Origin of the sequence: Pseudomonas viridiflava (genome assembly GCF_900602065.1) — a bacterium.
Classification (GTDB): Bacteria; Pseudomonadota; Gammaproteobacteria; order Pseudomonadales; family Pseudomonadaceae; genus Aquipseudomonas.
In genome coordinates this window covers 24766-50158 of record NZ_UWFN01000166.1, presented here as the reverse complement: position 1 = coordinate 50158, position 25393 = coordinate 24766, and the positions used below count along the sequence as shown (strand labels likewise).

The 25393-nt window shown below is 58.1% G+C and carries 23 protein-coding genes; 14 read left to right on the top strand and 9 right to left on the bottom strand.

Going from position 1 to position 25393, the window contains the following annotated elements:
- Positions 1 to 24 precede the first annotated feature (24 nt).
- The 4 genes from EE949_RS08895 to EE949_RS08880 all read left to right on the top strand — a co-directional run bounded on the left by EE949_RS08895 (position 25) and on the right by EE949_RS08880 (position 4846).
- A complete protein-coding gene (locus EE949_RS08895) occupies positions 25 to 1377 on the top strand; it encodes a M16 family metallopeptidase (protein ID WP_122663953.1) in 1353 nt (450 codons plus the stop codon).
- Positions 1374 to 2852, top strand: coding sequence for a M16 family metallopeptidase (locus EE949_RS08890; RefSeq protein ID WP_122663952.1), 1479 nt, complete (start codon positions 1374 to 1376; stop codon positions 2850 to 2852). The genes EE949_RS08895 and EE949_RS08890 overlap by 4 nt, the downstream gene beginning before the upstream one ends.
- Positions 2852 to 3436: a 16S rRNA (guanine(966)-N(2))-methyltransferase RsmD gene (rsmD, locus tag EE949_RS08885; protein ID WP_122663951.1), complete on the top strand. Its 585-nt coding sequence runs from the start codon at positions 2852 to 2854 to the stop codon at positions 3434 to 3436. The genes EE949_RS08890 and rsmD overlap by 1 nt, the downstream gene beginning before the upstream one ends.
- A 387-nt stretch (positions 3437 to 3823) precedes the next feature.
- On the top strand, positions 3824 to 4846 hold the full coding sequence (locus EE949_RS08880) for a hydrolase (RefSeq protein ID WP_122663950.1): 1023 nt from the start codon (positions 3824 to 3826) through the stop codon (positions 4844 to 4846).
- Between the two features lie 151 nt (positions 4847 to 4997).
- Here EE949_RS08880 and EE949_RS08875 read toward each other — a convergent pair whose 3' ends face one another.
- The 4 genes from EE949_RS08875 to EE949_RS08860 form a co-directional block, all read right to left on the bottom strand.
- Positions 4998 to 5852 carry a sulfurtransferase gene (locus tag EE949_RS08875; protein ID WP_122663949.1) on the bottom strand — a complete coding sequence of 285 codons (855 nt, stop codon included), beginning with the start codon at positions 5850 to 5852 and terminating at the stop codon, positions 4998 to 5000.
- A 64-nt stretch (positions 5853 to 5916) separates the two neighbouring features.
- A complete protein-coding gene (locus EE949_RS08870; protein WP_122663948.1) occupies positions 5917 to 6588 on the bottom strand; it encodes a TetR/AcrR family transcriptional regulator in 672 nt (223 codons plus the stop codon).
- Between the two features lie 91 nt (positions 6589 to 6679).
- Positions 6680 to 7840 (bottom strand): L-talarate/galactarate dehydratase, encoded by a 1161-nt coding sequence (locus tag EE949_RS08865; RefSeq protein WP_122663947.1) that lies wholly within the window; start codon positions 7838 to 7840, stop codon positions 6680 to 6682.
- A 193-nt stretch (positions 7841 to 8033) separates the two neighbouring features.
- Complete coding sequence (locus EE949_RS08860) at positions 8034 to 9086, bottom strand: LacI family DNA-binding transcriptional regulator (RefSeq protein ID WP_122663946.1); 1053 nt, start codon at positions 9084 to 9086, stop codon at positions 8034 to 8036.
- Between the two features lie 237 nt (positions 9087 to 9323).
- On the opposite strand from EE949_RS08860, the gene EE949_RS08855 reads away from it, so the two are divergent.
- The 6 genes from EE949_RS08855 (at position 9324) to ggt (ending at position 15853) form a co-directional block, all read left to right on the top strand.
- Positions 9324 to 10754, top strand: a complete 1431-nt coding sequence (locus tag EE949_RS08855; protein WP_122663945.1) for a coniferyl aldehyde dehydrogenase — start codon at positions 9324 to 9326, stop codon at positions 10752 to 10754.
- 117 nt (positions 10755 to 10871) lie between these two features.
- Complete coding sequence (locus tag EE949_RS08850; RefSeq protein WP_122663944.1) at positions 10872 to 11405, top strand: twin-arginine translocation pathway signal protein; 534 nt, start codon at positions 10872 to 10874, stop codon at positions 11403 to 11405.
- Positions 11406 to 11432: 27 nt separating this feature from the next.
- Positions 11433 to 13025, top strand: a complete 1593-nt coding sequence (locus EE949_RS08845; protein ID WP_122663943.1) for a GMC family oxidoreductase — start codon at positions 11433 to 11435, stop codon at positions 13023 to 13025.
- Between the two features lie 214 nt (positions 13026 to 13239).
- Positions 13240 to 13719 carry a pantetheine-phosphate adenylyltransferase gene (coaD, locus tag EE949_RS08840; RefSeq protein ID WP_087268469.1) on the top strand — a complete coding sequence of 160 codons (480 nt, stop codon included), beginning with the start codon at positions 13240 to 13242 and terminating at the stop codon, positions 13717 to 13719.
- Between the two features lie 100 nt (positions 13720 to 13819).
- Positions 13820 to 14071, top strand: a complete 252-nt coding sequence (locus EE949_RS08835) for a YfhL family 4Fe-4S dicluster ferredoxin (protein WP_122663942.1) — start codon at positions 13820 to 13822, stop codon at positions 14069 to 14071.
- Between the two features lie 51 nt (positions 14072 to 14122).
- The gene (gene ggt / locus EE949_RS08830; protein WP_122663974.1) at positions 14123 to 15853 is read left to right on the top strand and encodes a gamma-glutamyltransferase; all 1731 of its coding nucleotides are present in this window, start codon (positions 14123 to 14125) and stop codon (positions 15851 to 15853) included.
- A gap of 20 nt (positions 15854 to 15873) precedes the next feature.
- On the opposite strand, the gene EE949_RS08825 is transcribed toward ggt, so the two are convergent.
- From EE949_RS08825 to EE949_RS08815, 3 genes are all read right to left on the bottom strand, one after another.
- Positions 15874 to 16215 carry a multidrug transporter gene (locus tag EE949_RS08825; RefSeq protein WP_122663941.1) on the bottom strand — a complete coding sequence of 114 codons (342 nt, stop codon included), beginning with the start codon at positions 16213 to 16215 and terminating at the stop codon, positions 15874 to 15876.
- 592 nt (positions 16216 to 16807) lie between these two features.
- Positions 16808 to 17620: a bifunctional DNA-formamidopyrimidine glycosylase/DNA-(apurinic or apyrimidinic site) lyase gene (gene mutM, locus EE949_RS08820; protein WP_122663940.1), complete on the bottom strand. Its 813-nt coding sequence runs from the start codon at positions 17618 to 17620 to the stop codon at positions 16808 to 16810.
- Between the two features lie 43 nt (positions 17621 to 17663).
- Positions 17664 to 18476, bottom strand: a complete 813-nt coding sequence (locus tag EE949_RS08815) for an HDOD domain-containing protein (protein WP_162874643.1) — start codon at positions 18474 to 18476, stop codon at positions 17664 to 17666.
- Between the two features lie 376 nt (positions 18477 to 18852).
- Between EE949_RS08815 and EE949_RS08810 the strand changes: the two genes are divergently transcribed.
- Positions 18853 to 20049, top strand: a complete 1197-nt coding sequence (locus EE949_RS08810) for a class I SAM-dependent rRNA methyltransferase (RefSeq protein ID WP_122663938.1) — start codon at positions 18853 to 18855, stop codon at positions 20047 to 20049.
- A gap of 410 nt (positions 20050 to 20459) precedes the next feature.
- On the opposite strand, the gene EE949_RS29955 is transcribed toward EE949_RS08810, so the two are convergent.
- Entirely contained in the window at positions 20460 to 20591 is a 132-nt protein-coding gene (locus EE949_RS29955; protein ID WP_275899033.1) for a hypothetical protein, read from the bottom strand.
- Between the two features lie 4 nt (positions 20592 to 20595).
- Between EE949_RS29955 and EE949_RS08805 the strand changes: the two genes are divergently transcribed.
- From EE949_RS08805 to ilvD, 3 genes are all read left to right on the top strand, one after another.
- Positions 20596 to 21255: a TIGR04211 family SH3 domain-containing protein gene (locus tag EE949_RS08805; protein WP_205505135.1), complete on the top strand. Its 660-nt coding sequence runs from the start codon at positions 20596 to 20598 to the stop codon at positions 21253 to 21255.
- 183 nt (positions 21256 to 21438) lie between these two features.
- Positions 21439 to 21897 (top strand): REP-associated tyrosine transposase, encoded by a 459-nt coding sequence (locus EE949_RS08800; protein WP_122663936.1) that lies wholly within the window; start codon positions 21439 to 21441, stop codon positions 21895 to 21897.
- A gap of 231 nt (positions 21898 to 22128) precedes the next feature.
- Positions 22129 to 23976, top strand: a complete 1848-nt coding sequence (gene ilvD / locus EE949_RS08795) for a dihydroxy-acid dehydratase (protein WP_122663935.1) — start codon at positions 22129 to 22131, stop codon at positions 23974 to 23976.
- A gap of 191 nt (positions 23977 to 24167) precedes the next feature.
- On the opposite strand, the gene EE949_RS08790 is transcribed toward ilvD, so the two are convergent.
- Positions 24168 to 25226 (bottom strand): haloacid dehalogenase-like hydrolase, encoded by a 1059-nt coding sequence (locus EE949_RS08790; protein ID WP_122663934.1) that lies wholly within the window; start codon positions 25224 to 25226, stop codon positions 24168 to 24170.
- Between the last annotated feature and the right edge of the window lie 167 nt (positions 25227 to 25393).

The window sequence follows — 25393 nt, the reverse complement described above, 5'->3', positions numbered from 1 at the left end:
CCGTCTTACAGGTTCAAATTACGAATGAATGCTCTAGCCCGCCGTGCCGCAGGCCTGCTGTTCGGCACAATTTGTCTGCCATTCGGCGCAATGGCCGCCGATCCGCAACCTACCCATGAATTCACCCTCGCCAATGGCCTGAAGGTCATCGTCCGCGAAGATCATCGCGCGCCGGTTGTGGTGTCGCAGGTCTGGTACAAAGTGGGCTCCAGTTACGAGACCCCGGGCCAGACAGGCCTGTCCCACGCCCTTGAACACATGATGTTCAAAGGCAGCTCGAAAACCGGGCCGGGCGAAGCCTCGCTGATCCTGCGGGATCTGGGTGCTGAAGAGAACGCTTTCACCAGCGACGACTACACCGCGTACTACCAGGTACTGGCCCGTGATCGTCTGGCCGTGGCCTTCGAGCTGGAAGCCGACCGCATGGCCAGCCTGACGCTGCCTGCCGACGAGTTCAGCCGCGAAATCGAAGTCATCAAGGAAGAGCGCCGTCTGCGCACCGACGACAAGCCGACGTCCAAAGCCTTCGAGCGCTTCAAGGCCATGGCTTATCCGGCCAGCGGCTATCACACGCCGACCATTGGCTGGATGGCAGACCTGGACCGCATGAAGGTCGAAGAGCTGCGCCACTGGTATCAATCCTGGTATGTGCCGAACAACGCCACACTGGTGGTGGTCGGGGACGTCAAGCCGGATGAAGTCAAAGCCCTGGCTGAACGCTTCTTCGGGCCGATTGCGCGCCGCGATGTGCCGCCGTCGAAGAAACCACTGGAACTGGCCGAACCCGGCGAGCGCCGCATCACTCTGCATGTACAGACTCAACTGCCAAGCCTGATGTATGGCTTTAACGTGCCGAGCCTGGCCACCGCTGAAGACCCGCGCTCGGTCAACGCGCTGCGCCTGATCGCGGCCTTGCTGGATGGCGGCTATAGCGCACGCATCCCGACGCGCCTTGAGCGCGGCGAGGAACTGGTCTCCGGAGCCGGCTCGAACTACGACGCTTTCGCGCGCGGTGACAGCTTGTTTATGATCAGCGCCACGCCCAACACCCAGAAGAAGAAAACCCTCGCTGACGTTGAAGCCGGTATCTGGCGTTTGCTCAACGAGCTGAAGACCAAGCCGCCGACCAACGAAGAACTCGAACGAGTACGTGCTCAAGTGATCGCCAGTCTGGTTTACGAGCGCGACTCGATCACCAGTCAGGCCAGCACTATCGGCGAGCTGGAAACCGTCGGCCTGTCGTGGAAGTTGATCGACGAGGAACTGGCCGCGCTGCAAAGCGTAACCCCGGCAGACATTCAGAAAGCCGCCAGCACCTACTTCACCCGTGAGCGCCTCAGCGTTGCGCACGTTCTGCCTGAGGAGAAAGCAAAATGAGTGAGCGCAACGGCCCACGTAAGATGCTGTTTGGCCTGCTGTTGACCACCAGCCTCAGTGTTTTCGCTACACAATCGGCGCTGGCTGAAGAAGCCGCCAGCAACGCCGCGCCTGCCCGCCCCGCTCTGGAATCATTGAAAGAGCTCGACGGCAAGGCTCCGGCACGTCGTGCGCTGAACATTCAAACCTGGCAAACCGCAGAGGGCGCCAAAGTCCTGTTCGTCGAAGCTCACGAGCTGCCGATGTTTGACATGCGTCTGACCTTCGCCGCTGGCAGCAGCCAGGATCAGACCCTGCCAGGGGTCGCCGTCCTGACCAATGCCATGCTCAACGAAGGTGTGAAAGGCAAGGACGTGACCGCTATAGCCCAAGGCTTCGAAGGCCTTGGCGCTGACTTCAGTAACGGCGCTTATCGCGACATGGCAGTGGCCTCGATCCGCAGCCTGAGCGCGACAGACAAGCGCGAGCCAGCGCTGAAGCTGTTCTCCGAAGTGGTGGGCAAGCCGACCTTCCCTGCTGATTCGCTAACTCGCATCAAGAACCAGTTGCTGGCCAGCTTCGAGTACAAGAAGCAGAATCCGGGTTCGCTGGCAGGCGAGGAGCTGTTCAAGCGCCTGTACGGCAATCACCCTTATGGCCATCCGAGCGAAGGCACGGCTGAAACCATCAAACCCATCACCCAGGCTCAGCTCAAGGCGTTTCATGCCAAGGCTTATGCCGCCGGTAACGCGGTGATTGCGTTGGTGGGTGATTTGTCCCGGGACGAAGCGCAGGCAATTGCAGCGCAAGTTTCCTCATCGCTGCCTAAAGGCCCGGCACTGGCAAAACTGCCAACGCCTGCCGAACCCAAAGCGGGCGAAACTCACATCGAGTTCCCCTCTAAACAGACTCACCTGATGCTCGCGCAACTGGGCATCAAGCGTAACGACCCGGATTACGCAGCGCTGTCGCTGGGTAACTCGATCCTCGGTGGTGGTGGCTTCGGCAGCCGTTTGATGACTGAAGTCCGTGAAAAGCGCGGCCTGACCTATGGCGTTTCGTCGGGCTTCACCCCGATGCAAACCCAAGGGCCGTTCATGATTGGCCTGCAGACCCGTGCCGAACTGAGCGAAAACACGCTGAAACTGGTGCAGGACATCGTTCGCGATTTCCTCGCTAACGGCCCGACCCAGAAGGAACTGGACGACGCCAAGCGTGAACTGGCCGGCAGCTTCCCGCTGACCGCCGCCAGTAACTCGTCCATCGTCGCGCAATTAGGCGCCATCGGCTTCTATGATTTGCCGCTGACTTTCCTCGAAGACTTCATGACCCAGTCGCAGGATGTGACCGTCGAGCAAGTCAAAGAGGTGATGAACAAGCACTTGAGCGCTGACAAGATGGTCATCGTCACCGCCGGGCCGACGGTTGCGCAAAAGCCGCTGCCGCCGCCCACCGACAAACCCGCTGAACGCCCTCTTGGGGTCCCGGAGCATTAATGGCCAATCCACGCCCGAAGGGTCATAACGGCCTGGGCCAACTGCGCATCATTGGTGGCGAATGGGGCAGTCGTAAACTGACGTTCCCTGACGCCCCGGGCCTGCGCCCGACACCCGATCGCGTTCGCGAAACGCTGTTCAACTGGCTGGCAATGGACATTGCCGGTGCCAAGGTACTGGATGTTTTCACCGGCAGCGGCGCGCTGTTCTTCGAAGCGCTGTCCCGTGGTGCAAGCAAGGGCCTGGCGCTGGATAACAGCGCTGCAGCGATCGCCAGCCTGCGTCAGAATCTGAGCATGCTGAACTGCACCACTGGCCAGGTCTCGCAAACCGACTCGTTGCGCCACCTGGAAAACCAGGCCGCCGAGCCATTCGATTTGGTTTTCCTCGACCCGCCGTTCCACCAGAACCTGCTGGCTTCGGCGTGCGCACTGCTGGAATCACATGGCTGGCTGGCAGAAAACGCCTGGGTCTACACCGAAAGCGAAACCCCGCCTTCGACTACCGGCTTGCCAGGCAACTGGCGTCTGCACCGGGAGAAGAAAGCCGGGCAGGTTTATTACGCTCTATGGCAGCGCGGGTAAATCTGCTCGACGTGAGTGACGCCTGACCTGTGGGAGCGAATAGGCTTGTGCAAACGATGAATCAAGATCGGATGTACCGGCCCATTCGCGAATGGGCTCCACGGGATTCGCACTCATCTCCAGGTCACCGCCATCCGGTGGGACCGAATTTATTCGGGAAGACAGCATTCCTGACAAAGCAGGTGCTGTGCATGTACCGGCCCCTTCGCGAATGAATTCGCTCCCACTGGGATCGTGTTTGCAGCCCAGCACAGATCTCGCCCAGTTAATCAGCCAAACCACTTATCCCTCGTCCCTACCGCTGAGCAAAAATTCTGCTCACGACTTCTATCACTTGTGGCAACGTAAGCCTCATACGCAAACGCAATCTGCCGAGAGAGGACAACCGTGCTCACACGCCCCGCTCAATCCTCCTTCGCCAACCGCTTCATTCCGGCCTCGGGCCTGGGCAATCCTCATTTGCAGACCTTGTGGGGTCCGCTGTGGCGCAAAAAGACGCGGATCGAGCGTCAACGCGAGCGCATCTGGCTGGCCGATGGAGATTTCCTTGATCTGGACTGGTTTGGCCCGCACGAGTTGAATGCTCCTCTGGTGCTGGTCCTGCATGGACTGACCGGCTCATCCAACTCGCCTTATGTGGTCGGCCTGCAGCAGGCGATCGTTCAGGAAGGCTGGGCCAGCGTCGCGCTCAACTGGCGGGGCTGCTCCGGCGAGCCAAACTTGCTGTCGCGCAGCTATCACTCTGGCGCCAGCGAAGATCTGGCCTCGGTCATCGCTCATCTGCGCGCCAAACGCCCACTGGCACCGTTGTACGCAGTCGGTTACTCGTTGGGCGGCAACGTACTCCTCAAATATCTGGGGGAGTCAGGCGTCAACAGTGACCTGCAAGGCGCAGTGGCGGTGTCTGTACCGTTCCGTCTGGATGAGTGCGCCGACCGCATCGGCATGGGCTTTTCCAAGGTCTATCAGCGGCATTTCATGCGCGAAATGGTCACCTACGTGAAGGACAAGCAGCGGCACTTCAAGGATGAAGGGATCAGCGAAGGGCTCGCCGAGCTGTCAGCTTTGGGCTCGCTGGAGAACATGCGCACGTTTTGGGATTTCGATGGCCGGGTGACCGCTCCGCTGCACGGTTTTGCCGATGCCAAGGACTACTACCGTCGTGCGTCCAGCCGCTATTACCTGGGAGAAATCCGCACGCCGACGCTGATTATCCAGGCGGCAGACGATCCGTTCGTGTTCAAGCACAGCTTGCCGGAACCGACAGAACTGTCTGCCAGCACCGAGTTCGAGCTGCAGGAAAAAGGCGGGCATGTGGGATTTGTCGACGGCTCGCTAAAGAATCCGGGTTATTACCTCGAAAGACGGATTCCATTGTGGCTGACGAACGCGCATGGGACGTTCGTTTAGCAAACACATCCCCTGTAGGAGCCGCCGAAGGCTGCGAGGCATTCATTCTGATGCACCGCTATCGCAGCCTTCGGCAGCTCCTACAGGTCAAATGTTTTGCCGCGATACAGCTCGGTGCCATGGACACCGCGGCAGCTCATCTTTATTTCGTTCAAGCCCCCGTCGCAACCTCACGCGCCGGATCAGTAATCCACTCACTCCACGACCCCGCATACAACCCGCCCAACGGATAACCCGCCAGGCACAGCGCGAACAGGTTGTGGCAGGCCGTTACGCCGGAGCCGCAATAAGCAACCAGACTCTCAGGCGGGCGCCCTTGAAGCTTTTCGGCAAACCGCTGCTTGAGTTGCTCAGGAGGTAAAAAGCGTCCATCAGGGCCAAGGTTTTCGTTGAACGCCGTACATTGCGCGCCAGGGATATGCCCCGCGACCGGATCAATGGGCTCCACTTCTCCGCGAAAACGAGCTTCGGCGCGGGCATCAATCAGGGTCAATTCTGGTTTGTTGAGACGCTTCTGCAATTGATCGGCACTCAACACCAGCGAGTCATCCGGCTGGCCGTTAAAATCCCCCGGTTCTTTGCCTGGAGGATCAAGGCTTAATGGCAACCCCGCAGCGTGCCAGGCCTTCAGCCCACCATCGAGAATAAATACCCCGTTACGCTTGCCCAACCAAGCCAGCAGCCACCACGCCCGGGCGGCGTAGGCACCCGGACCATCGTCATAAAGCACAACATCGCTATTGGCGTTGACGCCCCAATACTGCAGGCGCTCAACCAGTTTTTGTGGATCCGGCAGCGGATGGCGGCCGGTTTTACCCTTGCTGACCGGACCGCTGAGATCCCGCTCCAGATCGGCGAACGACGAGCCGTCGATATGCCCGTCGGCATAACTGCGCTGGCCGTAGGAGGTATCTTCCAGAGCAAAACGACAATCGAGAATCACCAGCCCAGGCTGCTGCTGGCGAGCGGCCAGTTGCTGCGGGCTGATCAGTTGCGCGATGGGCATGACAGGCTCCTGTGGACAATTTTGAATATTCAGCATTGCTGCAATTCGTTCCGGCTAACGACGTTCAGACCCCGTCCGCCAGCGCTTGATGCAACGGTACATAAAATTCTTCGCACAGCGCATTCACTTCCTGTTGCGCCTGCGCAGTTACATAACCTGACTCAAGCATCAGTACCTGATAAACGCCACGGCGAATCGCATCTTCACTCAAATGAGTGCTGTTTTCCCGCGTAGTACAGAGGAAGCGTACCCAGGACGTGAGAATGATCCAGGTGTTGAGCGTCAGCGACTCAATCTGCACCTTGTTCATGTGCAGGATGCCAGCCTCAACAAATCCACCGTAAATGGCCATGGCCTGAATCAGACAATGCTGGGAAAAACGTCGGTAGCGGGCGGCCAGATCAGGGTCAGCATCCAGCAAATGCTCCAGATCACGGTGCAGAAAACGATAACGCCACATGCCGTCGAGGATTTCCAGCAGGTAATACCGCTTGTCTTCGACACTGGGCAGACGGCCTTTGGGCGGGCGCAGAAAGGTGTTCACCAGCACTTCGTATTCACTGAAGAGCTCGGCGATGATCGCCTGCTTATTGGGGAAATGGTAATAGAGATTACCGGGCGACATCTCAAGGTGAGCGGCAATGTGGTTGGTGCTGACACTGCGCTCGCCCTGCTGATTGAACAGTTCCAGACTGTTCTGCACGATCCGTTCACGGGTTTTGATACGCGGGGTCATGCTCAACTTGATCGCTCGAGTGTTATAGGTATCGAGCGATCTTAACGCAAGCGTGATATCCGGGCATCACCTGCCCGGATATCACTTTCCCTCAAGGGCGTTTGCCAATTTCCACTTGCTGCGCGGTCCACGGCTTGACCTGCTCGCTCAGCGTCAACCCCAATCCTGGCCGGGTCGGCACCAGCATGCGGCCATCACGGGTTCCCAGGCGCTCATTGAACAACGGCTCCAGCCACTCGAAATGCTCAACCCAGGGTTCAGTCGGGTAAGCCGCCGCCAGATGGACGTGCAACTCCATGGCGAAGTGCGGTGCCAGCATCAACCCGGCCTGTTCTGCCATGGCCGCTACTTTCAGATAAGGCGTAATGCCGCCTACACGCGGCGCATCGGGCATGAGGAAGTCAGCGCCGCGCAATTTGATGAACTCGGCGTGCTCGGCCACGCTGGTCAGCATTTCCCCTGTGGCGATTGGCGTGTCGAATTGCTGAGCCAGTGCGGCATGGCCTTCCGCGTCGTAACAATCGAGCGGCTCTTCGATCCAGATCAGGTTGTACTCTTCAAACTTGCGGCACATGCGCTGGGCCGTCGGCCGATCCCACTGCTGATTGGCATCGACCATCAGCGGGAAGTTATCCCCAAGGTGTTTGCGGATGGTGCTGACGCGCTCGATATCCACAGCCCAGTCCGGCTGACCGACTTTCAGTTTGATACCGCCAATGCCCTTTTCCCGGGACAGATCGGTGTTTTTCATCAACTGATCCAGCGGCGTATGCAAGAAGCCGCCGGAAGTGTTGTAGCAACGTACAGAATCGCGTTGCGCGCCGAGCAAGCGTGCCAGGGACAAATTGGCGCGTTTGGCCTTCAGATCCCAGAGCGCCACGTCGAAGGCCCCAATGGCTTGAGTCGACATGCCGCTGCGGCCCACCGATGCACCCGCCCAGCAGAGTTTGGTCCACAGCTTGGCGATATCGCTGGGGTTCTCACCGATGAGCGCCGGAGCGATTTCCTGAGCGTGCGCAAACTGGCCAGGACCACCGGCGCGCTTCGAGTAACTGAAACCCAGCCCGCTATGGCCATCAACGGTTTCGATTTCCACGAACAGCATGGCGATTTCGGTCATCGGCTTCTGCCGCCCGGTCAATACCTTGGCGTCGCTGATCGGATTGGCCAGCGGCAGGAATACCGATGAGACCTTCACCCAGGCAATCTGGTCGTGATCGGCGGACTTGATGTTTTCTTGTTGGGTTTGCATAGGGGCTTCCTGAGTTCGGCTCGCACCAGAGCTTCGTGGTTAGGCACGAGCAAATGCAGAGAATAATGATTGCGCAATCATTCAGACTTCAAAAAAATCTCCACGCCCTGATGCGGCGGGAGAACTGAGCCGATACTACTATGATTGCGCAATCATTCAATAGCACCGTTCATTAATTCAGATGCCAGTGACTTCAGGTGGTGGCGCGGTCGATGAGGGTGAAACCGGTATCGATCCGCAAGGGATTTTCTGCGCCAGCGGGGTAGCCGAAGCGCTCCAGCAGGGCCTGAGCGGCGAGTTGGCCGATACGCAAACCATCGACGTTGACCGTGGACAATGCCGGATAAACCTGTGCGGCGCTGCTCAAGTCACCGAAGCCCATCACCGCCAAGTCTTCGGGCACACGCAAACCCCGGCTGGCCGCTTCAGCCAGAACACCTTGCGCGATAGTGTCCGAGCTGCAGATAACAATTTCAGGGCGCTCTTGCTGGTCGAGCAGGCGACGCAAACCTTCGCGGCCGATTTCAAGTGTGGCTGGCGGCGCAAGCACTTCAACCGGCACATCACGAACGCCATGGCGCTCCAGCTCAGCCAGCAGGCTTTTGCAGCGGCGCATACCACGGGGGTCGCTGATGGTAACTACCGAGAAACGCCGATAGTTTTTCTCCAGCAGATGCCGCGCCACGGCCTCGCCCACCGCTTCATGGGAAAAGCCCACCAGCATGTCGATAGGCGCTTCACTCAAGTCCCACGCCTCGACCACCGGAATGCCCGCCTGGGCAAGGCGCATCCGACTTGCCTCAGTGTGCAGCGTACCGGTTAATACAATGCCGTCAGGCCGCCGCCCCAGGACCGCCTCAAGCAGCCTCTCTTCCTGCTCGGCGGAATAACCGGTCAGCCCCATCATCGTCTGATAGCCCGCTTTGGTCAGGGAGTCCATCAGCGCCTGTACCGTGTCGGCAAAGATTGAGTTGGCAATCGTCGGCAGGAAGATCGCTACCAGGCGGCTCTTATTGCTGGCCAGCCCACCGGCCAACATGTTCGAAACATAGCCTGTCGCGCGCACAGCCTCGCGCACCTTGTCGCGAGTCTTCTCGCTGACCAGCTCAGGCCGGTGCAATGCCCGGGAAACCGTCATCGGCGAAACGCCCGCCACCTTGGCGACATCAATCAGGGTCAGGCTCGCGCCTTTGGGCAAGGATGCGATGGTAGATCCCGCAGGAACGCCATCTGATGATTTCGACATGAATGTTTCCGGACCGCTGCGCTAGACCGGCAAAGATACCGCCAGACATTATCAAACGCCAAACACTGTAGGACTGGTTTCGCCGGGAGGACGATACTTCTGATGGATTGAATGCTGTGAATGTAGCGCCACCCTCCCGACTAACGCCAGTCCTGCGGATGTCTCGACGCAGCGGTATTTGACTTTCTAGAGCAACAACTCTAAAACCAGTGGATAACTCCAAAAGGAATTGCCCACATGCCTGCCGAACTCGCTTGGTTAACGGACCGCTCACAACCGTCCAACGAACTTGAGCGGGTGTTTGCTGAGCAACGCAAAGCCTTCGCCGCCAATCCAATGCCATCTGCTGGCCAGAGGCTGCAATGGCTTGCCAGCCTGCATGACCTGCTCTGTGCCGAGCAGCAGGCGTTGATCGAGGCAATCAGCAGTGACTTCAGCCATCGCAGCGCTGATGAGACGTTGCTGGCCGAACTGATGCCCAGCCTGTTCGGCATAAAAGACGCCCGTAAAAATCTGAAAAAGTGGATGAGGCCTTCGCGCCGCAAGGTAGGCATCGCCTTTCAGCCCGCGTCCGCCAAGGTGGTGTATCAACCTCTGGGGGTAGTCGGCGTTATCGTGCCCTGGAACTACCCGTTGTTTCTGGCCATCGGCCCAATGATCGGAGCGTTGGCAGCGGGCAATCGGGTGATGCTCAAACTTAGCGAATCAACACCTGCCACCGGCGAACTGCTCAAGCATCTGTTCGCTCGTGTGTTCCCGGAGGACTTGGTCGCTGTGGTGTTGGGTGAAGCGGACGTTGGCATCGCATTCTCAACATTGCCGTTCGATCATTTGCTGTTCACCGGCGCAACCAGCATTGGCAAGCATGTGATGCGAGCGGCTGCGGAGAACCTCACGCCGGTCACGCTGGAGCTTGGCGGCAAGTCCCCGGCCATCGTGTCCCATGACGTGCCGCTCAAGGACGCAGCCGAGCGCATCGCCTTCGGCAAGACGCTCAATGCCGGGCAAACCTGCGTCGCGCCTGACTACGTCCTGGTGCCGGAAGATCGCGTCGAGGCATTCGTTGATGCTTACAAGACCGCAGTACTCGGGTTCTATCCCACGCTGACGGACAACCCGGATTACACGGCAATCATCAATCAACGACAGCTCAGTCGCCTCAACCACTATCTGGCCGATGCGACTGACAAGGGTGCGAAAGTTATTTCCCTTTACGAGGCAGGTCAGGATCGACGCATGCCGTTCAGCCTGTTGCTGAATGTCAGTGATGACATGCTGGTGATGCAGGACGAGATTTTCGGCCCGCTGCTGCCCATCGTGCCCTATTCACGGATGGATCAGGCGTTCAGCTACATAAACCAGCGCCCTCGCCCACTGGCCTTGTATTACTTCGGCTACGACAAAGCCGAACAGCAACGCGTGCTGGAACAGACACACTCCGGTGGTGTGTGCCTGAACGATACCCTGCTGCATGTCGCCCAGGATGATTTGCCATTCGGCGGCGTCGGTCCTTCAGGAATGGGTCATTACCACGGGCATGAAGGCTTCATGACGTTCAGTAAGGCCAAGGGCGTGCTGATCAAGCAGCGCTTCAACGCTGCACGGCTGATCTACCCTCCGTATGGCAAGGCTATTCAGCGGCTGGTCTACAAGCTGTTTATTCGGTGATGACTAACCTATCTGTAGGAGCTGCCGAAGGCTGCGATCGCGGTGTGTCAGAACGAATGCTTTCGCAGCCTTCGGCAGCTCCTACAGGGATCATTTCAATTCAATAACGGTTCACTCATGAACACCCAGCACAACCTGAGCCGCCGAAACTTCCTGCAAGTCAGCCTGGGCGCCTCTGCGTTTCTGTCCACCGTCGGCCTGACGGCAAGCTTGAGTGGCTGCTCAGCGACCGCCCCCGCTAACGGTTTTAGGGTCCTGCGCAGCAGCGATCTGCCGTTCCTGAGAGCACTTGTCCCGGTGCTGATCAATGGCAGCGTGCAACCCGCTCTAGTACCGCAGGCCATCAATGACACCCTGCAATGCATCGACAAAGGCCTGAGTCACCTGTCGCCGGCAATGCTCAAGCTGACTCAGCAACTGCTTGATGTGCTGACCCTGCCGCTCACCCGCGGACCGCTGACCGGCGTATGGGCAGCCTGGGGAAAAGCCAGCAACATACAGATTCAGCACTTCCTTGATCGCTGGCAAAACAGTTCGCTGGATCTCCTGCGCCAAGGACATGCCGCACTGCTGCAACTCACTCTAATGGCGTGGTACAGCACCCCTCAATCCTGGGTGCATTGCGGTTATGCCGGCCCACCGAAAATCTGAATCCATAAAAACAAGCACCGAGGTGGTATGCCTGTACCTGATCCATTCCGCGAAGGCCTGGCCCGTGGCTGGCAAACCTACGACGGATCTCGCCTGGACAAGGACCTGACTCTGGAGGCCGACGTCGCGATCATCGGCAGCGGTGCGGGCGGCGGGACCACGGCTGAAATCCTCAGCGCGATGGGCCTCAAAGTGTTGCTGATCGAAGAAGGCCCGCTCAAGACCAGCAGCGACTTCAAGATGCTCGAAGACCAGGCTTATTCAACGCTGTATCAGGAAGGCATCGGGCGCATGAGCAAGGACGGCGCGATCACTATTTTGCAAGGCCGCGCAGTGGGCGGCACGACGCTGATCAACTGGACCTCAAGCTTCCGCACGCCACCGGCCACGCTGGAGCACTGGGCCAGCGAGCATGCGGTGAAAGATCACAGCGCAGGACAGATGGCTCCCTGGTTCGAGAAAATGGAACAACGACTCAGTGTTGCCCCATGGATCATGCCGCCCAATGCCAACAACGACGTGATCCGCATCGGCTGTGAGCAACTGGGCTACAGCTGGCATGTAATCCCGCGCAATGTGCTGGGCTGCTGGAATTTGGGCTACTGCGGCATGGGCTGCCCCAGTAACGCCAAGCAATCAATGCTGGTGACAACGATTCCGGCAACCCTGGATAAAGGCGGCGAGCTGCTTTATCTGGCGCGTGCCGATCGGTTATTGCTCCAGGGCGACAAGATCACCGAACTGGTTTGCCTGGGCATGGATGAGCGCTGTGTCTCGCCTAATGGCCGCACGATCCACGTCAAAGCGCGCCACTTTGTCCTGGCAGGTGGGGGCATCAACAGCCCGGCACTGCTGATGCGCTCCAAAGTGCCCGACCCGCATGAGCGCGCAGGCAAGCGTACATTTCTGCACTTGGCGAGCTTCTCCGCAGGGTTGTTCGATAAAGTCATCAATCCGTTCTACGGCGCACCGCAGTCCATTTATTCAGATCACTTTCAGTGGGCAGATGGCATCGCAGGGCATATGTCCTACAAGCTCGAAGTGCCGCCGCTGCATCCGGCGCTGGCCAGCACTTTGCTCGGCGACTTCGGTCAACAGAACGCCGAGCGCATGGCGCAATTGCCTCACACTCACATGATGCTGGCTCTCATGCGCGACGGCTTTCACCCGGACAGCGTGGGAGGCGCGGTGCAGTTGCGGGGTGATGGAAGCCCGGTGCTGGACTACCCGATTTCACCCTACACCTGGGACGGTATCCGCCGCGCGTGGCACAGCATGGCCGAGATCCAGTTTGCCGGAGGCGCGCGCTCAGTCATGCCGATGCACGCGGACGCCCGCCATGCCAAAAACTTTGCCGAAGCGCGGATGATGATCGACAGCCTGAGCCTGGAGATTTTTCGCACCCGACTTGGCAGCGCTCATGTGATGGGTGGTTGCGCCATGGGCGAAGATCCCCGACAAGCGGTATGCGATAGCCTGGGTCGGCATCACCACCTGCAGAACCTATCGATTCATGACGGCTCGCTGTTCCCGACCAGCATTGGTGCAAACCCGCAACTGTCGGTCTACGGGCTGACGGCCAAATTGGCGACTGCGCTGGGTGAACGCCTGCTGAGCTGATTGCGCCTGTAGGAGCTGCCGAAGGCTGCGATGGCGGCGGGTCAGGATTAATGCTTTCGCAGCCTTCGGCAGCTCCTACAGGGATACGGTTTACCCGGCCTTAGCGCTCAATTTCAATGACAATACGACCTTTGCCTTCGGCATGCCGACTTGGCCCACCGGGAATGCTGCGCTACCATCCGACTCCCCAAAGGACTCCGACCAGGACGACGCGATGAACCGAGTGTTGTATCCAGGCACCTTCGACCCTATTACCAAGGGACACGGCGATCTGGTCGAGCGCGCATCGCGCTTGTTCGATCATGTGATCATTGCCGTTGCCGCCAGCCCCAAGAAAAATCCGCTCTTCCCCTTGGAACAGCGTGTGGAGCTGGCCCGGGAGGTCACCAAACACCTGCCAAACGTCGAAGTGGTAGGTTTTTCGACGCTGCTGGCGCACTTTGCCAAGGAACAGAACGCCAATGTGTTTCTGCGAGGTCTGCGCGCCGTTTCCGACTTTGAATACGAGTTCCAGTTGGCCAACATGAACCGCCAACTGGCACCGGACGTCGAAAGTCTGTTCCTCACGCCATCCGAACGGTATTCGTTCATTTCCTCGACGCTGGTTCGCGAAATCGCGGCATTGGGCGGCGATATCACCAAGTTCGTGCATCCAGCTGTCGCTGAGGCGTTGACCGAACGCTTCAAACGCTGAGCTTTTCGGCAACGCCCGGGTGCATCGAAACGACTAATGCGGCACAATTCGCCGCATTGGATTTCATATGCCCCGGCATCGACCGCGGCAGGAGTGTTTCATGTCCCTGATCATCACTGACGATTGCATCAATTGCGACGTCTGCGAACCCGAGTGCCCGAACGAGGCGATTTCTCAAGGCGAGGAGATCTACGTGATCAACCCGAGCCTGTGCACCGAGTGCGTTGGCCATTACGATGAGCCGCAATGTCAGCAAGTCTGCCCTGTGGATTGCATCCCGCTGGATGAAAACCGCGTCGAAAGCAAAGACGAGCTAATGAACAAATACCTGATCATTACCGGCAAGGCTTGATCCTTCGGCATCGCTGACAGGCTCATGCCTGCCGACCAAAGCGAGCCTGGCATGATCCCAGAACACCGTCACCACCACTGTCTATCCAGCATTTTGTTGCTGCTTTGCGCGCTGTTCGCGCAGCTATCCATCGCAGCTGAAACACTGTCTCCTAGCCCGGAGCGGTCCGCTATCGCCAGCCCGCATCCGCAAGCGACTGCCGCTGGTCGGGAAGTCATGGTCGCGGGCGGCAATGCGTTTGATGCGGCCGTGGCCGTCAGCGCCGCACTGGCTGTGGTGGAACCCTACGGTTCAGGGTTGGGCGGTGGCGGTTTCTTCCTGTTACGCCAAAGCGGACCGGAGACAGGCTATGTATTTCTGGACGCCCGGGAAAAAGCCCCGCTCAACGCAACTTATGATCTCTATCGCCGTGACGGCAAGGTAGTACCTGCCCTGTCTCTGAACGGCCCGCTGGCAGCCGCCATTCCGGGATTACCTGCTGCCCTGGTCGAACTGGCTGAACGCTACGGCAAGCTGTCGCTTAAGGTTTCCATGGCGCCAGCCATTCGTCTGGCCTATCAAGGCTTTCCGGTCGACAGGATTTATCAGCAACGCGCCACTGCTCGCCTGACGGCCCTGCGAAAGGACCCTGAAAGCGCCCGCCTCTTCCTGCGCGACGGCAATGTCCCGGCTGCGGGCACGATCATCCGGCAGCCGGAGCTGGCCGTGACGCTCAATCGACTGGCTGACAACGGTCGCGATGGCTTCTATGCGGGTCTCACCGCTCAATCAATGGTTCACGGAGTAAGGGCAGCCGGTGGCATCTGGAAACCAGAAGATCTGGACCAGTATCAGATCGCGACCCGCGCACCTTTACGCTTTCGCCTGGATGACCAGCGAGAACTGATCAGCGCGCCGCCCCCTTCTGCGGGCGGCGTGGCGCTGGCTCAAAGTCTGGTGATGCTGCAACAGCTACCATGGCAGGCGTCGGACAAAGTGCAGCGCGCCCATTACGTGCTTGAGGTGCTGCGGCGCGCTTATCGTGACCGGGGGTTACTGGGCGACCCTGACTTTGTCGCCAACCCTCTCGATCGCCTGTTGGACCGGCGGTATCTGGTGCGTCTGGCGCAGGGCATTGCGCCTCATGACGCAACGCCCAGCGCCAGCCTTGAACCGGCGCCGCGCTGGCGTGAAGGCGAGCACACAACCCACTTTGCCATTCTGGACAGTGACGGCAACGCAGTTGCGGCGACGTTATCGGTCAACCTGCCATTCGGCGCAGCCTTCACCGTCCCGGGCACCGGCGTAGTGCTGAACGACGAAATGGACGATTTCGCTGCCGATCCCCAAGGCAGCAATGCCTATGGATTGGCAGGCAGCAGGGCCAACTCGATTGCCGCGGGCAAGCGGCCGTTGTCGAGCATGAGTCCAAGTTTCCTTGAAAGCCCTGATGAATTCGCCGCATTTGGTACGCCGGGCGGTAGCCGCATCCCAAGCATGGTGCTGCTCTCGATGCTGCAATACCTGGACGGTCAGCCCATTGCGAACTGGCCAGCAGTGCCGCGCTATCACCATCAGTATTTGCCGGATGTCGTTGAGCACGAGGCAGATGCATTCACTCTGGAAGAAATGAACGCGCTGCGATCTCGCGGTTATCAGTTCAAAGAAGTCCCGCGCGGCTACGGGAACCAGCAAGTGCTGCGGTGGGATAAAGCAGGCAAACACGTTGAAGCCGCCAGCGACCCGAGAGGCCTTGGCGTGTCAGAAACGTTTGATCCTAAGGTCATGCAAACCGCGCCCTGAATGGGCGCAGTACGCAGGTATTACTCCTGCTTGTTGTAGCCATCGCCGGTGCAACCCAGACAGCGCACAAACGCAGCTTTACCGGGGTCGACCACCAACGCCTTGCCCGTACGACCAATACCACCGCCCATTGCGGTGAACGGCAGTGCAATAACAAACAGGCCTGCCCCCACAATAGTGGCGGCTACCAGCAGCGGACGCGCAATCAGCAAGTCGCCAATCATGGCGTAGGCCGGGGGATTCTGGATGCTGTAAACCGGATCACCACTGCCGTGACTCACAGTTTCATTAGCCATTGCTGGCATCACCTGCAAACCAAAAGTCAAAGCCAGGCAGGCTGCGATCAGTCGAAACGGCTTCATGGCATGGTCCTTCACGTACAGCGGGTTAGGTTTGGTTAACTATAAACAGGGATGTCGGTTAAGCAAGTGGGGCAACACAACAGCATGTTGAACGCGGAATATCTTGTGGGAAATTCTATGCTGGCCTGCAAACACAATTCCCGTGCAGACTGTGTGAAAACGTAGCGAGCGACGGCAAGACAAGGCAAAAACAGGCGAAAAACGGCCGGGGTCGCGTCCGACTCTAGTGTTCTAAATGAGCATTTTTCGCCTGTTTTTAACGCAGTATTGCGCGCGTAGCGACGAAGTTGCCCAGCCTGCAGTAGTTTTCACACAGTCTGCGTAGGAGCGAATTCATTCGCGAAGGGGCCGGTACAGACAATACAGATTCAGCGGCTGGCAATCAGTTTTCCCGAATCAAGTGGAGCGCCACCCCGGTCGGTCCCACGGGTCCGCCAGCCTGTGGAGGCTTGCCTGCGAAAAGCGCTAGACGCGATTCCTGGAGAGACCGAGTCGCCAAAATCGCGGGCAAGCACCGCTCCCACAGGATTTACATCGCACTCAAGCTTGAATGCAAACATCGAATCGCCCACCTGCCGAGCATTTACCCGCATCACTTCTGACACTTGGGGCAATACACGCTCGCCCGCTGCCCCAGCTTGATCTCACGCAAGGTGGTACCGCAGACCTTGCACGGCAACTCACCCCGGCCATAAGCGAACAGCTCTTGCTGGAAGTAACCGGGCTGACCATCGCCACCTATGAAATCACGCAGGGTCGTACCGCCACGCTCGATGGCTGCGGCGAGAATGCGCTTGATCTCAACCGCCAGTTTCACGTACCGGGCACGCGAGACGGTTCCGGCTTCACGACGCGGATCAATCCCGGCCGCAAACAACGCTTCCGTGGCATAGATATTCCCCACACCCACTACCACAGCGTTGTCCATGATGAACGGCTTGACCGCGATGGACTTGCCCCGCGAGCGCTCGAACAGACGCTGACCATCGAACAGATCGGTCAGTGGCTCCGGCCCAAGGCGAATCAGCAGCTCATGGTTGAGTGGATCCAGACTCCAGAGCATCGCGCCAAACCGACGCGGGTCGGTATAACGCAGCGCCAGGCCGGACTCCAGCTCGATATCCACGTGTTCATGCTTGAGCGCGGGCAAACCAGCCTCGACCAGCCGCAAATTGCCTGACATACCCAAGTGGCTGATCAAGGTCCCAACTTCAGCCTGGATCAGTAGGTACTTGGCGCGTCGCTCAACGACAACGATCTTCTGGCCGGACAGGCGCACATCGAGGTCTTCGGGGATCGGCCAGCGCAGACGCCGATCACGCACAATGACGCGGCTGACTCGCTGACCTTCGAGGTGAGGCGCGATACCGCGGCGGGTGGTTTCAACTTCTGGTAATTCAGGCATGGGTAACTCGGTGATGCGCGAAGCGATACAACAGCACGCGTAATCAGCGCGCAGAGAGTTCGCGAATGCTTTCTTTGAGGTTTTCGAAGTCGTAGTCCGACAGACCGACATAGTCGAGGATCAGGTGCCCGATGGCATTCCATTCGTGATCTTCATCCTCGTTGCCGAGCACTTTGTGGGACGCACAAATATGCTCGGCCATTTTCAGCACTGCCAGGAGATTTTTCAGCTGTGCATTGCGATTGGAGTCATCCTGAAAAATCGCCAGCGCATTATGGTGATTGGCAATGGCGTTGGTCACATGTTCAGGCAAGCGCCAGGATTTGGCAGTGAAATAACCGACAACGGCGTGGTTGGTATCAAACGCCTCGTTCTCGGTATCGACAACACGGTATTCCGGGCTTGCGTTGGTGTACGCCCGCTCCAGCACCTCCATATAGTCCGGAAAGCGCTTGAGCATCAGCGGGATGCCGCAGTCATGAAACAGACCCAGCGCGTAGGACTCGTCGACTGTCTGCGAGCCGATACGCTTGGCCAGCGTCAAACTCGTCATCGCCACATCCTGAGTCGAATCCCAGAATCGGTTCAGGGTGACGATGGTTTCATCGCTCATTTCACCCTTGATCGACTGCGCATTGATCAGATTGATGACAGAGCGAATGCCCAACAGGTTGACCGCTTTCTGAATCGAAGCGATTTTGTTGGCAAGGCCATAATGCGCCGAGTTAACGATTTTCAGCAGCGCACCGGACAGGCCCGGGTCCTGTGAAATCAACTTCGCAATCACGTCCAGATCCGGGTCAGGCATGTACTGCTCCATCTGCAAATCCACCATGATTTGCGGCTGCGGCGGCACACTAATGCCTTGCAAGGCCTTCTGGATCTGCTCGGACGTAAGCTCTTGGGACATAAGTACACACTCAAGGACAGACCTGGATTCTACTCCTTCATACCTGTCGCTTTACAGTCACCGACGCACACGGCAGGCGCTTTCAGAGCGTCAATTAATCCACCGCTAAGGCAGCAGACCTCGCAAACCTTTAAAAGATATCGATATATGCAGCGATTTTCTTCGGTGAAGATTCTGTAGAAATTCATTTCAAAGGCAATAATCGCGCACCCTGTGCAACTGAGCCCTGGATCACGCAACCGCTAGCCGGTTAATTCACAACAGCGCGCCCTTGAGCAGGAATGACGCGCTATAATCCCGCTCTTTTTTCCGGAGCGACGTCATGTCCCTGCCTAGCTTGCGCCTCAAAGCCAACGCCGACCGTCGCCTGCGCGCCGGCCACCTGTGGGTCTACAGCAACGAAATCGACGTCGCCGCGACCCCGCTGCATGGCTTCGCTGCTGGCGATCAAGCGGTGCTCGAAGCTGCGGGCGGCAAGCCACTGGGTATCGTCGCGATGAGCCCGAACAACCTGATTTGCGCACGCCTGCTGTCGCGCGACGTCAAGTTGCCACTGGACAAATCTTTGCTGGTGCATCGCCTCAACGTGGCGTTGTCCTTGCGCGACCGCCTGTTTGATAAGCCGTTCTATCGCCTGGTCTACGGCGACTCGGACCTGCTGCCCGGCCTGGTCGTTGATCGTTTCGGCGACATTCTGGTGGTCCAGCTGGCTTCTGCCACTATGGAAAATCACAAGGAAGACGTGGTGGCAGCACTTGTTCAAGTGCTCAAGCCAAGCGGCATCCTGTTCAAGAATGATTCGGCCGCGCGCGATGCAGAAGGCCTGAATCGCTACGTCGAAACCGTCTTCGGGCTGGTACCGGAGTGGGTAGCGCTGGAAGAGAACGGCGTGAAGTTCGAAGCACCAGTCATGGAAGGTCAGAAAACCGGCTGGTTCTACGACCACCGCATGAACCGCGCGCGTATTGCTCCTTACGTCAAAGGCAAACGTGTTCTGGATCTCTACAGCTACATCGGCGGCTGGGGCATTCAGGCAGCGGCATTCGGCGCTACTGACGTGACCTGTGTTGACGCATCTGCATTTGCGCTGGATGGCGTGGAACGTAACGCCGCCCTGAACGGTTTTGCAGAAAAGCTCACGTGCATCGAAGGTGACGTGTTCGCCGCCCTGAAAGAGCTGAAAGCGGGCGAAGAACGTTTCGACGTCATCGTTGCCGACCCACCGGCCTTCATCAAACGCAAAAAAGACCTGAAAAACGGTGAAGCCGGCTACCGTCGTCTGAACGAGCAAGCCATGCGTTTGCTCAGCAAGGACGGCATCCTGGTCAGCGCGTCGTGCTCGATGCATCTGCCGGAAGATGACCTGCAAAACATCCTGCTGACCAGCGCTCGACACCTGGACCGCAACATTCAGTTGCTGGAACGCGGCGGCCAGGGCCCGGATCACCCGGTTCACCCGGCAATCGCAGAAACACGTTACATCAAGAGCATCACGTGCCGGTTGTTGCCGAATAGCTAAGCAAGGCACGCTATTGCTCTAGAGCTGCCGCGGTGTCCATGTCACCGCGCTTTCTCGCCGCAAACAGAGGACGTGTGGGACCGGATTTATCCGGGAAGCGGCATTCCTGACGATAAAATTCAGCGAATCCAAAGACCTCTTCCCGAATAAATTCGGTCCCACGGGTTAGGCATGAATTCAGCTGATTACGTGTTGTTTGATAAGAGCCGCAGGCTGTGAAATCGCCCTGTGAGGCCAGCCCAGCTTTCCCAGCCTGCGGCAGCTCCTACACATCAAACCCGGCAGCATCTTCCTACCGCAAGTCAGAATTCCGTCACCGTCACACCCCGGCAATGAACCCGAACGGTTTTTGACGGTCAGTGTGTGGGGATAAAAAAGGATGGCGTTGCTGGCGTTGAGCCCCAATAGGCTCATGTATTCCCCTTCTCGCCCATGCCGATCATCCATCGCAGTTGCAGCGCGTTTGCCCTGCAGGTCACTGCCCCATCTTTACCGGCCCGACCATCGGCGCCTTTATCTTTCCTTTTATCGAAGATAACCATGTCTATGTCTCGTCATCTTTCAGCATTCATTTCTCGTCTTCCTCGTGTTTTCAACTACCGCACTCTAGGCGCTGGATTGCTGATTGCTGCTTGCAGTACAGCCCATGCGGCAGAAACCAAACCCAATGACCGCTGGGTCAGCGACAGCCTCAATACCTATGTGCGCAGCGGCCCCACCGACGGTTACCGGATTGTCGGCACCCTCAAGTCAGGCCAGAAGGTTGAGTTGATCAGCACCCAGGGCGAGTACAGCCAGGTGCGTGAGGGTGGCAACTCGGTATGGATTCCGACAGCTGACCTGCAAAGCGAACCCGGCCAGGCCGAGCGGCTGCCTGAACTGGTTCAACAAGTCGCAGACCTGAGCGGCCAGCTCAAAACCATCGACGATGGCTGGAAGACCCGCGTGCAAGGCATGCAGGAAACCCTGGACACCCGTAAGAAACTGATCGACGAGCTGGAGGCCCGCAGCAAAGATCTCAACGAGCAGCTCAGCGCATCCCAATCGGAACTGCGCACCACCCAAGCCAAGTTGGGCGACGAGAACAACCTCGTGCTCATGCGCTACATGGTTTACGGCGGCAGCATCGCTGGCGCCGGCCTGTTGGTCGGCCTGATCATCCCGGCCCTGACCCGCGGCCGTAAGAAGAATGATGGTTGGGTTTAAATTTGCGTAACGACAACTGACGTCATCGCGAGCAAGCGCGCTCCTACAGGATCGAATTTCAACTGTAGGAGCGCGCTTGCCCGCGATGGCATCGGAACAGACACATAAAGAGCCAGTTCAGAGCCACAGAATCCAGCATCACCGCCTAACCTTCCTGTCTCAAACCAGAATGAAGGGCATGGTATGACCGATTCATGTCGTGGCTCGAAATTACGTCAGGGTCGCCATTGCGAGACAGGTCGTATTTATCTGCTGACATCCGTCACTCAAAACCGAGACCCCATTTTTTCTGACTGGACAATGGGGCGACTTTTGGCAAGCGAGTTCCGCAAAGCACAGGATCAAGAGCTGGCGAACTCTTTAGCATGGGTGGTTATGCCGGATCATTTCCACTGGCTTATAGAATTGAAGAGCGGCGATCTAGGTGACTTAATGCGCCGAGTTAAATCAGGCAGCGCTCTCGCCGTCACCAGAGCAAAAAACCACCAGTTCAAGCTCTGGCAAAAAGGCTACCACGATCGAGCAATCCGACAAGAAAGCGAAATCATCCAGGCAGCGCGCTACATCGTCGCCAACCCCATTCGTACAGGCCTGGTAAAGCGCTATGGTGACTACCCGCTTTGGGATGCCATATGGCTGTAGTCATCATTCATCCATAAATCCCACCCTTAACATCCCTTATCCCCCTCACAGGTGTAGAATCGGCGCTATTCATCGCCATTCATCCCCGGCGGGTTTATGAGCTCAGGCCGAGCGCACGGCGATCCCGTGGCGTCGGTTTCCCTCGCAGCAAGCGGTCACTGCCGTTTGTTATGTGAAGACACTAGAAGCTCACTCCCTCTTGTTTACCTGATTAGCCGCCCGGAGTGCTCCATGCCTGATTACCGCTCTAAAACGTCCACCCACGGCCGCAACATGGCCGGCGCTCGTGCCTTGTGGCGCGCCACCGGGATGAAAGACGCAGACTTCAAGAAACCGATCATTGCCGTTGCCAACTCATTCACTCAGTTCGTACCGGGCCACGTGCACCTCAAGGACATGGGCCAACTGGTTGCCCGTGAAATTGAACGTGCCGGTGGCGTTGCCAAGGAATTCAACACCATTGCCGTGGATGACGGCATCGCCATGGGCCACGACGGCATGCTGTATTCGCTGCCGAGCCGCGAGATCATCGCCGACTCCGTGGAATACATGGTCAACGCCCACTGTGCCGACGCCATCGTCTGCATCTCCAACTGCGACAAGATCACCCCTGGCATGTTGATGGCTGCTTTGCGCCTTAACATCCCGGTGATCTTCGTTTCTGGCGGCCCGATGGAAGCCGGTAAGACCAAACTCGCCTCACACGGCCTGGATTTGGTCGATGCCATGGTCATCGCGGCCGACTCTACCGCCAGCGACGAAAAAGTCGCCGAATACGAGCGCAGCGCTTGTCCGACCTGCGGTTCATGCTCAGGCATGTTCACCGCTAACTCGATGAACTGCCTGACCGAAGCACTGGGTCTGGCACTGCCGGGCAACGGTTCGACACTGGCCACTCACAGCGACCGCGAGCAACTGTTCCTGCAGGCTGGCCGCACCATCGTCGATCTGTGCCGTCAGTACTACATCGAAAACAACGAAGCCGTCCTGCCGCGCAACATCGCCAACTTCAAGGCGTTTGAAAACGCCATGATGCTAGACATCGCCATGGGCGGGTCGACCAACACTATCCTGCACTTGCTGGCGGCGGCTCAGGAAGCCGAGATCCCCTTCGACCTGCGTGATATCGATCGCCTGTCGCGCAAGGTTCCTCAGCTGTGCAAAGTGGCGCCGAACATCCAGAAGTACCACATGGAAGACGTACACCGCGCAGGCGGCATCTTCAGCATCCTCGGCTCGCTGGCCCGTGGCGGCCTGCTGCACACCGACCTGCCAACCGTGCACAGCCCGTCGATGGAAGAAGCCATCGCCAAATGGGACATCACCCAGACTGACGATGAAGCTGTGCACACCTTCTTCCGCGCAGGCCCGGCAGGTATCCCGACCCAGACTGCATTCAGCCAGTCGACCCGTTGGGAAACCGTGGATGACGACCGTGAAAACGGCTGCATCCGCAGTTTCGAGCACGCCTACTCGCAAGAAGGCGGCCTCGCCGTGCTGTACGGCAACATCGCGCTGGACGGCTGCGTAGTGAAAACAGCGGGCGTCGACGAGTCGATCCATGTATTCGAAGGCAACGCCAAGATCTTCGAAAGCCAGGACAGCGCCGTGCGCGGCATCCTTGCTGACGAAGTTCAGGCAGGCGACATCGTGATCATCCGTTACGAAGGCCCGAAAGGCGGTCCGGGCATGCAGGAAATGCTGTACCCGACGTCGTACCTGAAATCCAAAGGTCTGGGCAAAGCGTGTGCGCTGCTCACTGACGGTCGTTTCTCGGGTGGTACTTCAGGCCTGTCCATCGGTCATGCTTCCCCGGAAGCAGCCGCTGGCGGCGCAATCGGTCTGGTGCGCGACGGTGACAAAGTGCTGATAGACATCCCGAATCGCTCGATCAATCTGTTGATCGACGACGCAGAGATGGCCGCGCGTCGTGCAGAGCAGGACGAGAAAGGCTGGAAGCCGGTTGAAGTGCGTCCACGTAAAGTGACCACAGCCCTGAAAGCCTACGCCCTGCTCGCCACCAGCGCCGACAAAGGCGCGGTGCGTGACAAGGCGTTGCTGGACAAGCTGGTGCCGTAAGCTTTTTCAGTGACCACAAAAAACCCGGCAGCGATGCCGGGTTTTTTGTTGTTGGGCTGCCCGGAGCAACACAAAACCTGTGGGAGCGAATTCATTCGCGAAAGGGCCGGTACAAACGATACAAATCCGTCGCTTGGAACACCGCATTCGCGAATGAATTCACTCCCACAGGGGGCACGTCATTCTGTTATTTACTGAATCTCATCCGGCTTGACGATCACCCAGTTCTTGTCCGCCGTTACCGGCAACCCTTCTTTGGCCTGAGCCTCTGCGTTGCTTTTGATCATGCCGTTCAACTGGGTCATGTACTTGTCTTTGCGGTTGATCCACAAATGAACGCCGCCCTTGTTGACGTCTACGCCGTGGAACAGCATGTAGCCATCGCTGGTTGGCGTATCACCCGCTACCAGCACTGGCTTCTTCCATTGATTGATGTAGGTCAGGATCGCCGCCTGCTTGCCCGCCATCCAGGTCGCTGGAGTCCAGAGATAAGGCGTCAGCTCAAGACCAAGGTTGGCCTTCTCGTCATACTTGCCCGCCGTGATCTGCTTGCGTGCGGTGGTCAGTTCGCCGGTCTTCTTGTCCTTGAGCAGCATGGTCACGCCAATCACGTTTTGCGGTTTGACGTTGTAGCCGTATTTGGTATCTGAGGCGACCATCCGCACCAACTCTTCGGACGCGGCGGTCATGACGTAGACCTCAATGCCGTTTTCCATCAGCTTGTTGAACAGCTCTTTCTGGCCGGTAAAGATGCGTGGCGGCTCGACATCGAGCTTCTTGACCACATCGCCATCGTAGTAAGTGGCCGGGATCGGTTTACCCAAGGCCATCAGCTCATCGACATAGCCTTTAAGCTCTTTGAGGGTAAAGCCCGAGAACACTTGAGCGACCCATGGGTAGCAGACCATGTCGTCGACTTCACACAGGCGGTAGTAGTAACTGAACAGGCTTTCCTTGTGATCCGCCGTGTCTTTGAAAGGCATCAGCTTGAGGGACGGATCAAGTTTTTCACGAGTGATCAGCCCTTTGCTTTCCATGTACGGCAGCAGCGACTCTTCGAGGTCGAAGCGGTAGCTGGTGTTGTCCATGTCGAAAACCGCGTAATTGCCCTTATTGGCATTGGCGGCAATCATTGCATCGAGCGCTTTTGCCGCGGGCTCAGGCCAGTGCTTCAACTCGGTGGCGGCAAACGCCTGCCCGGCCAGACCCAGGCAGAGCGCGGCGGCAAGCAATCGTGGAGCGAACTTCATCGTGGTATCCCCCTGAACGTTAAGAGGATCGACCGTAACAAATTATGATGACTGATTGGGGATGCCAGCGACTGTGTACGTCCCGAGGGCGTCACACTGGAAGCGATTCGCGACGCAGATTTCCGATTACGACACTTTTGTGACCGTCAGAAATCCTGTGGGAGCGA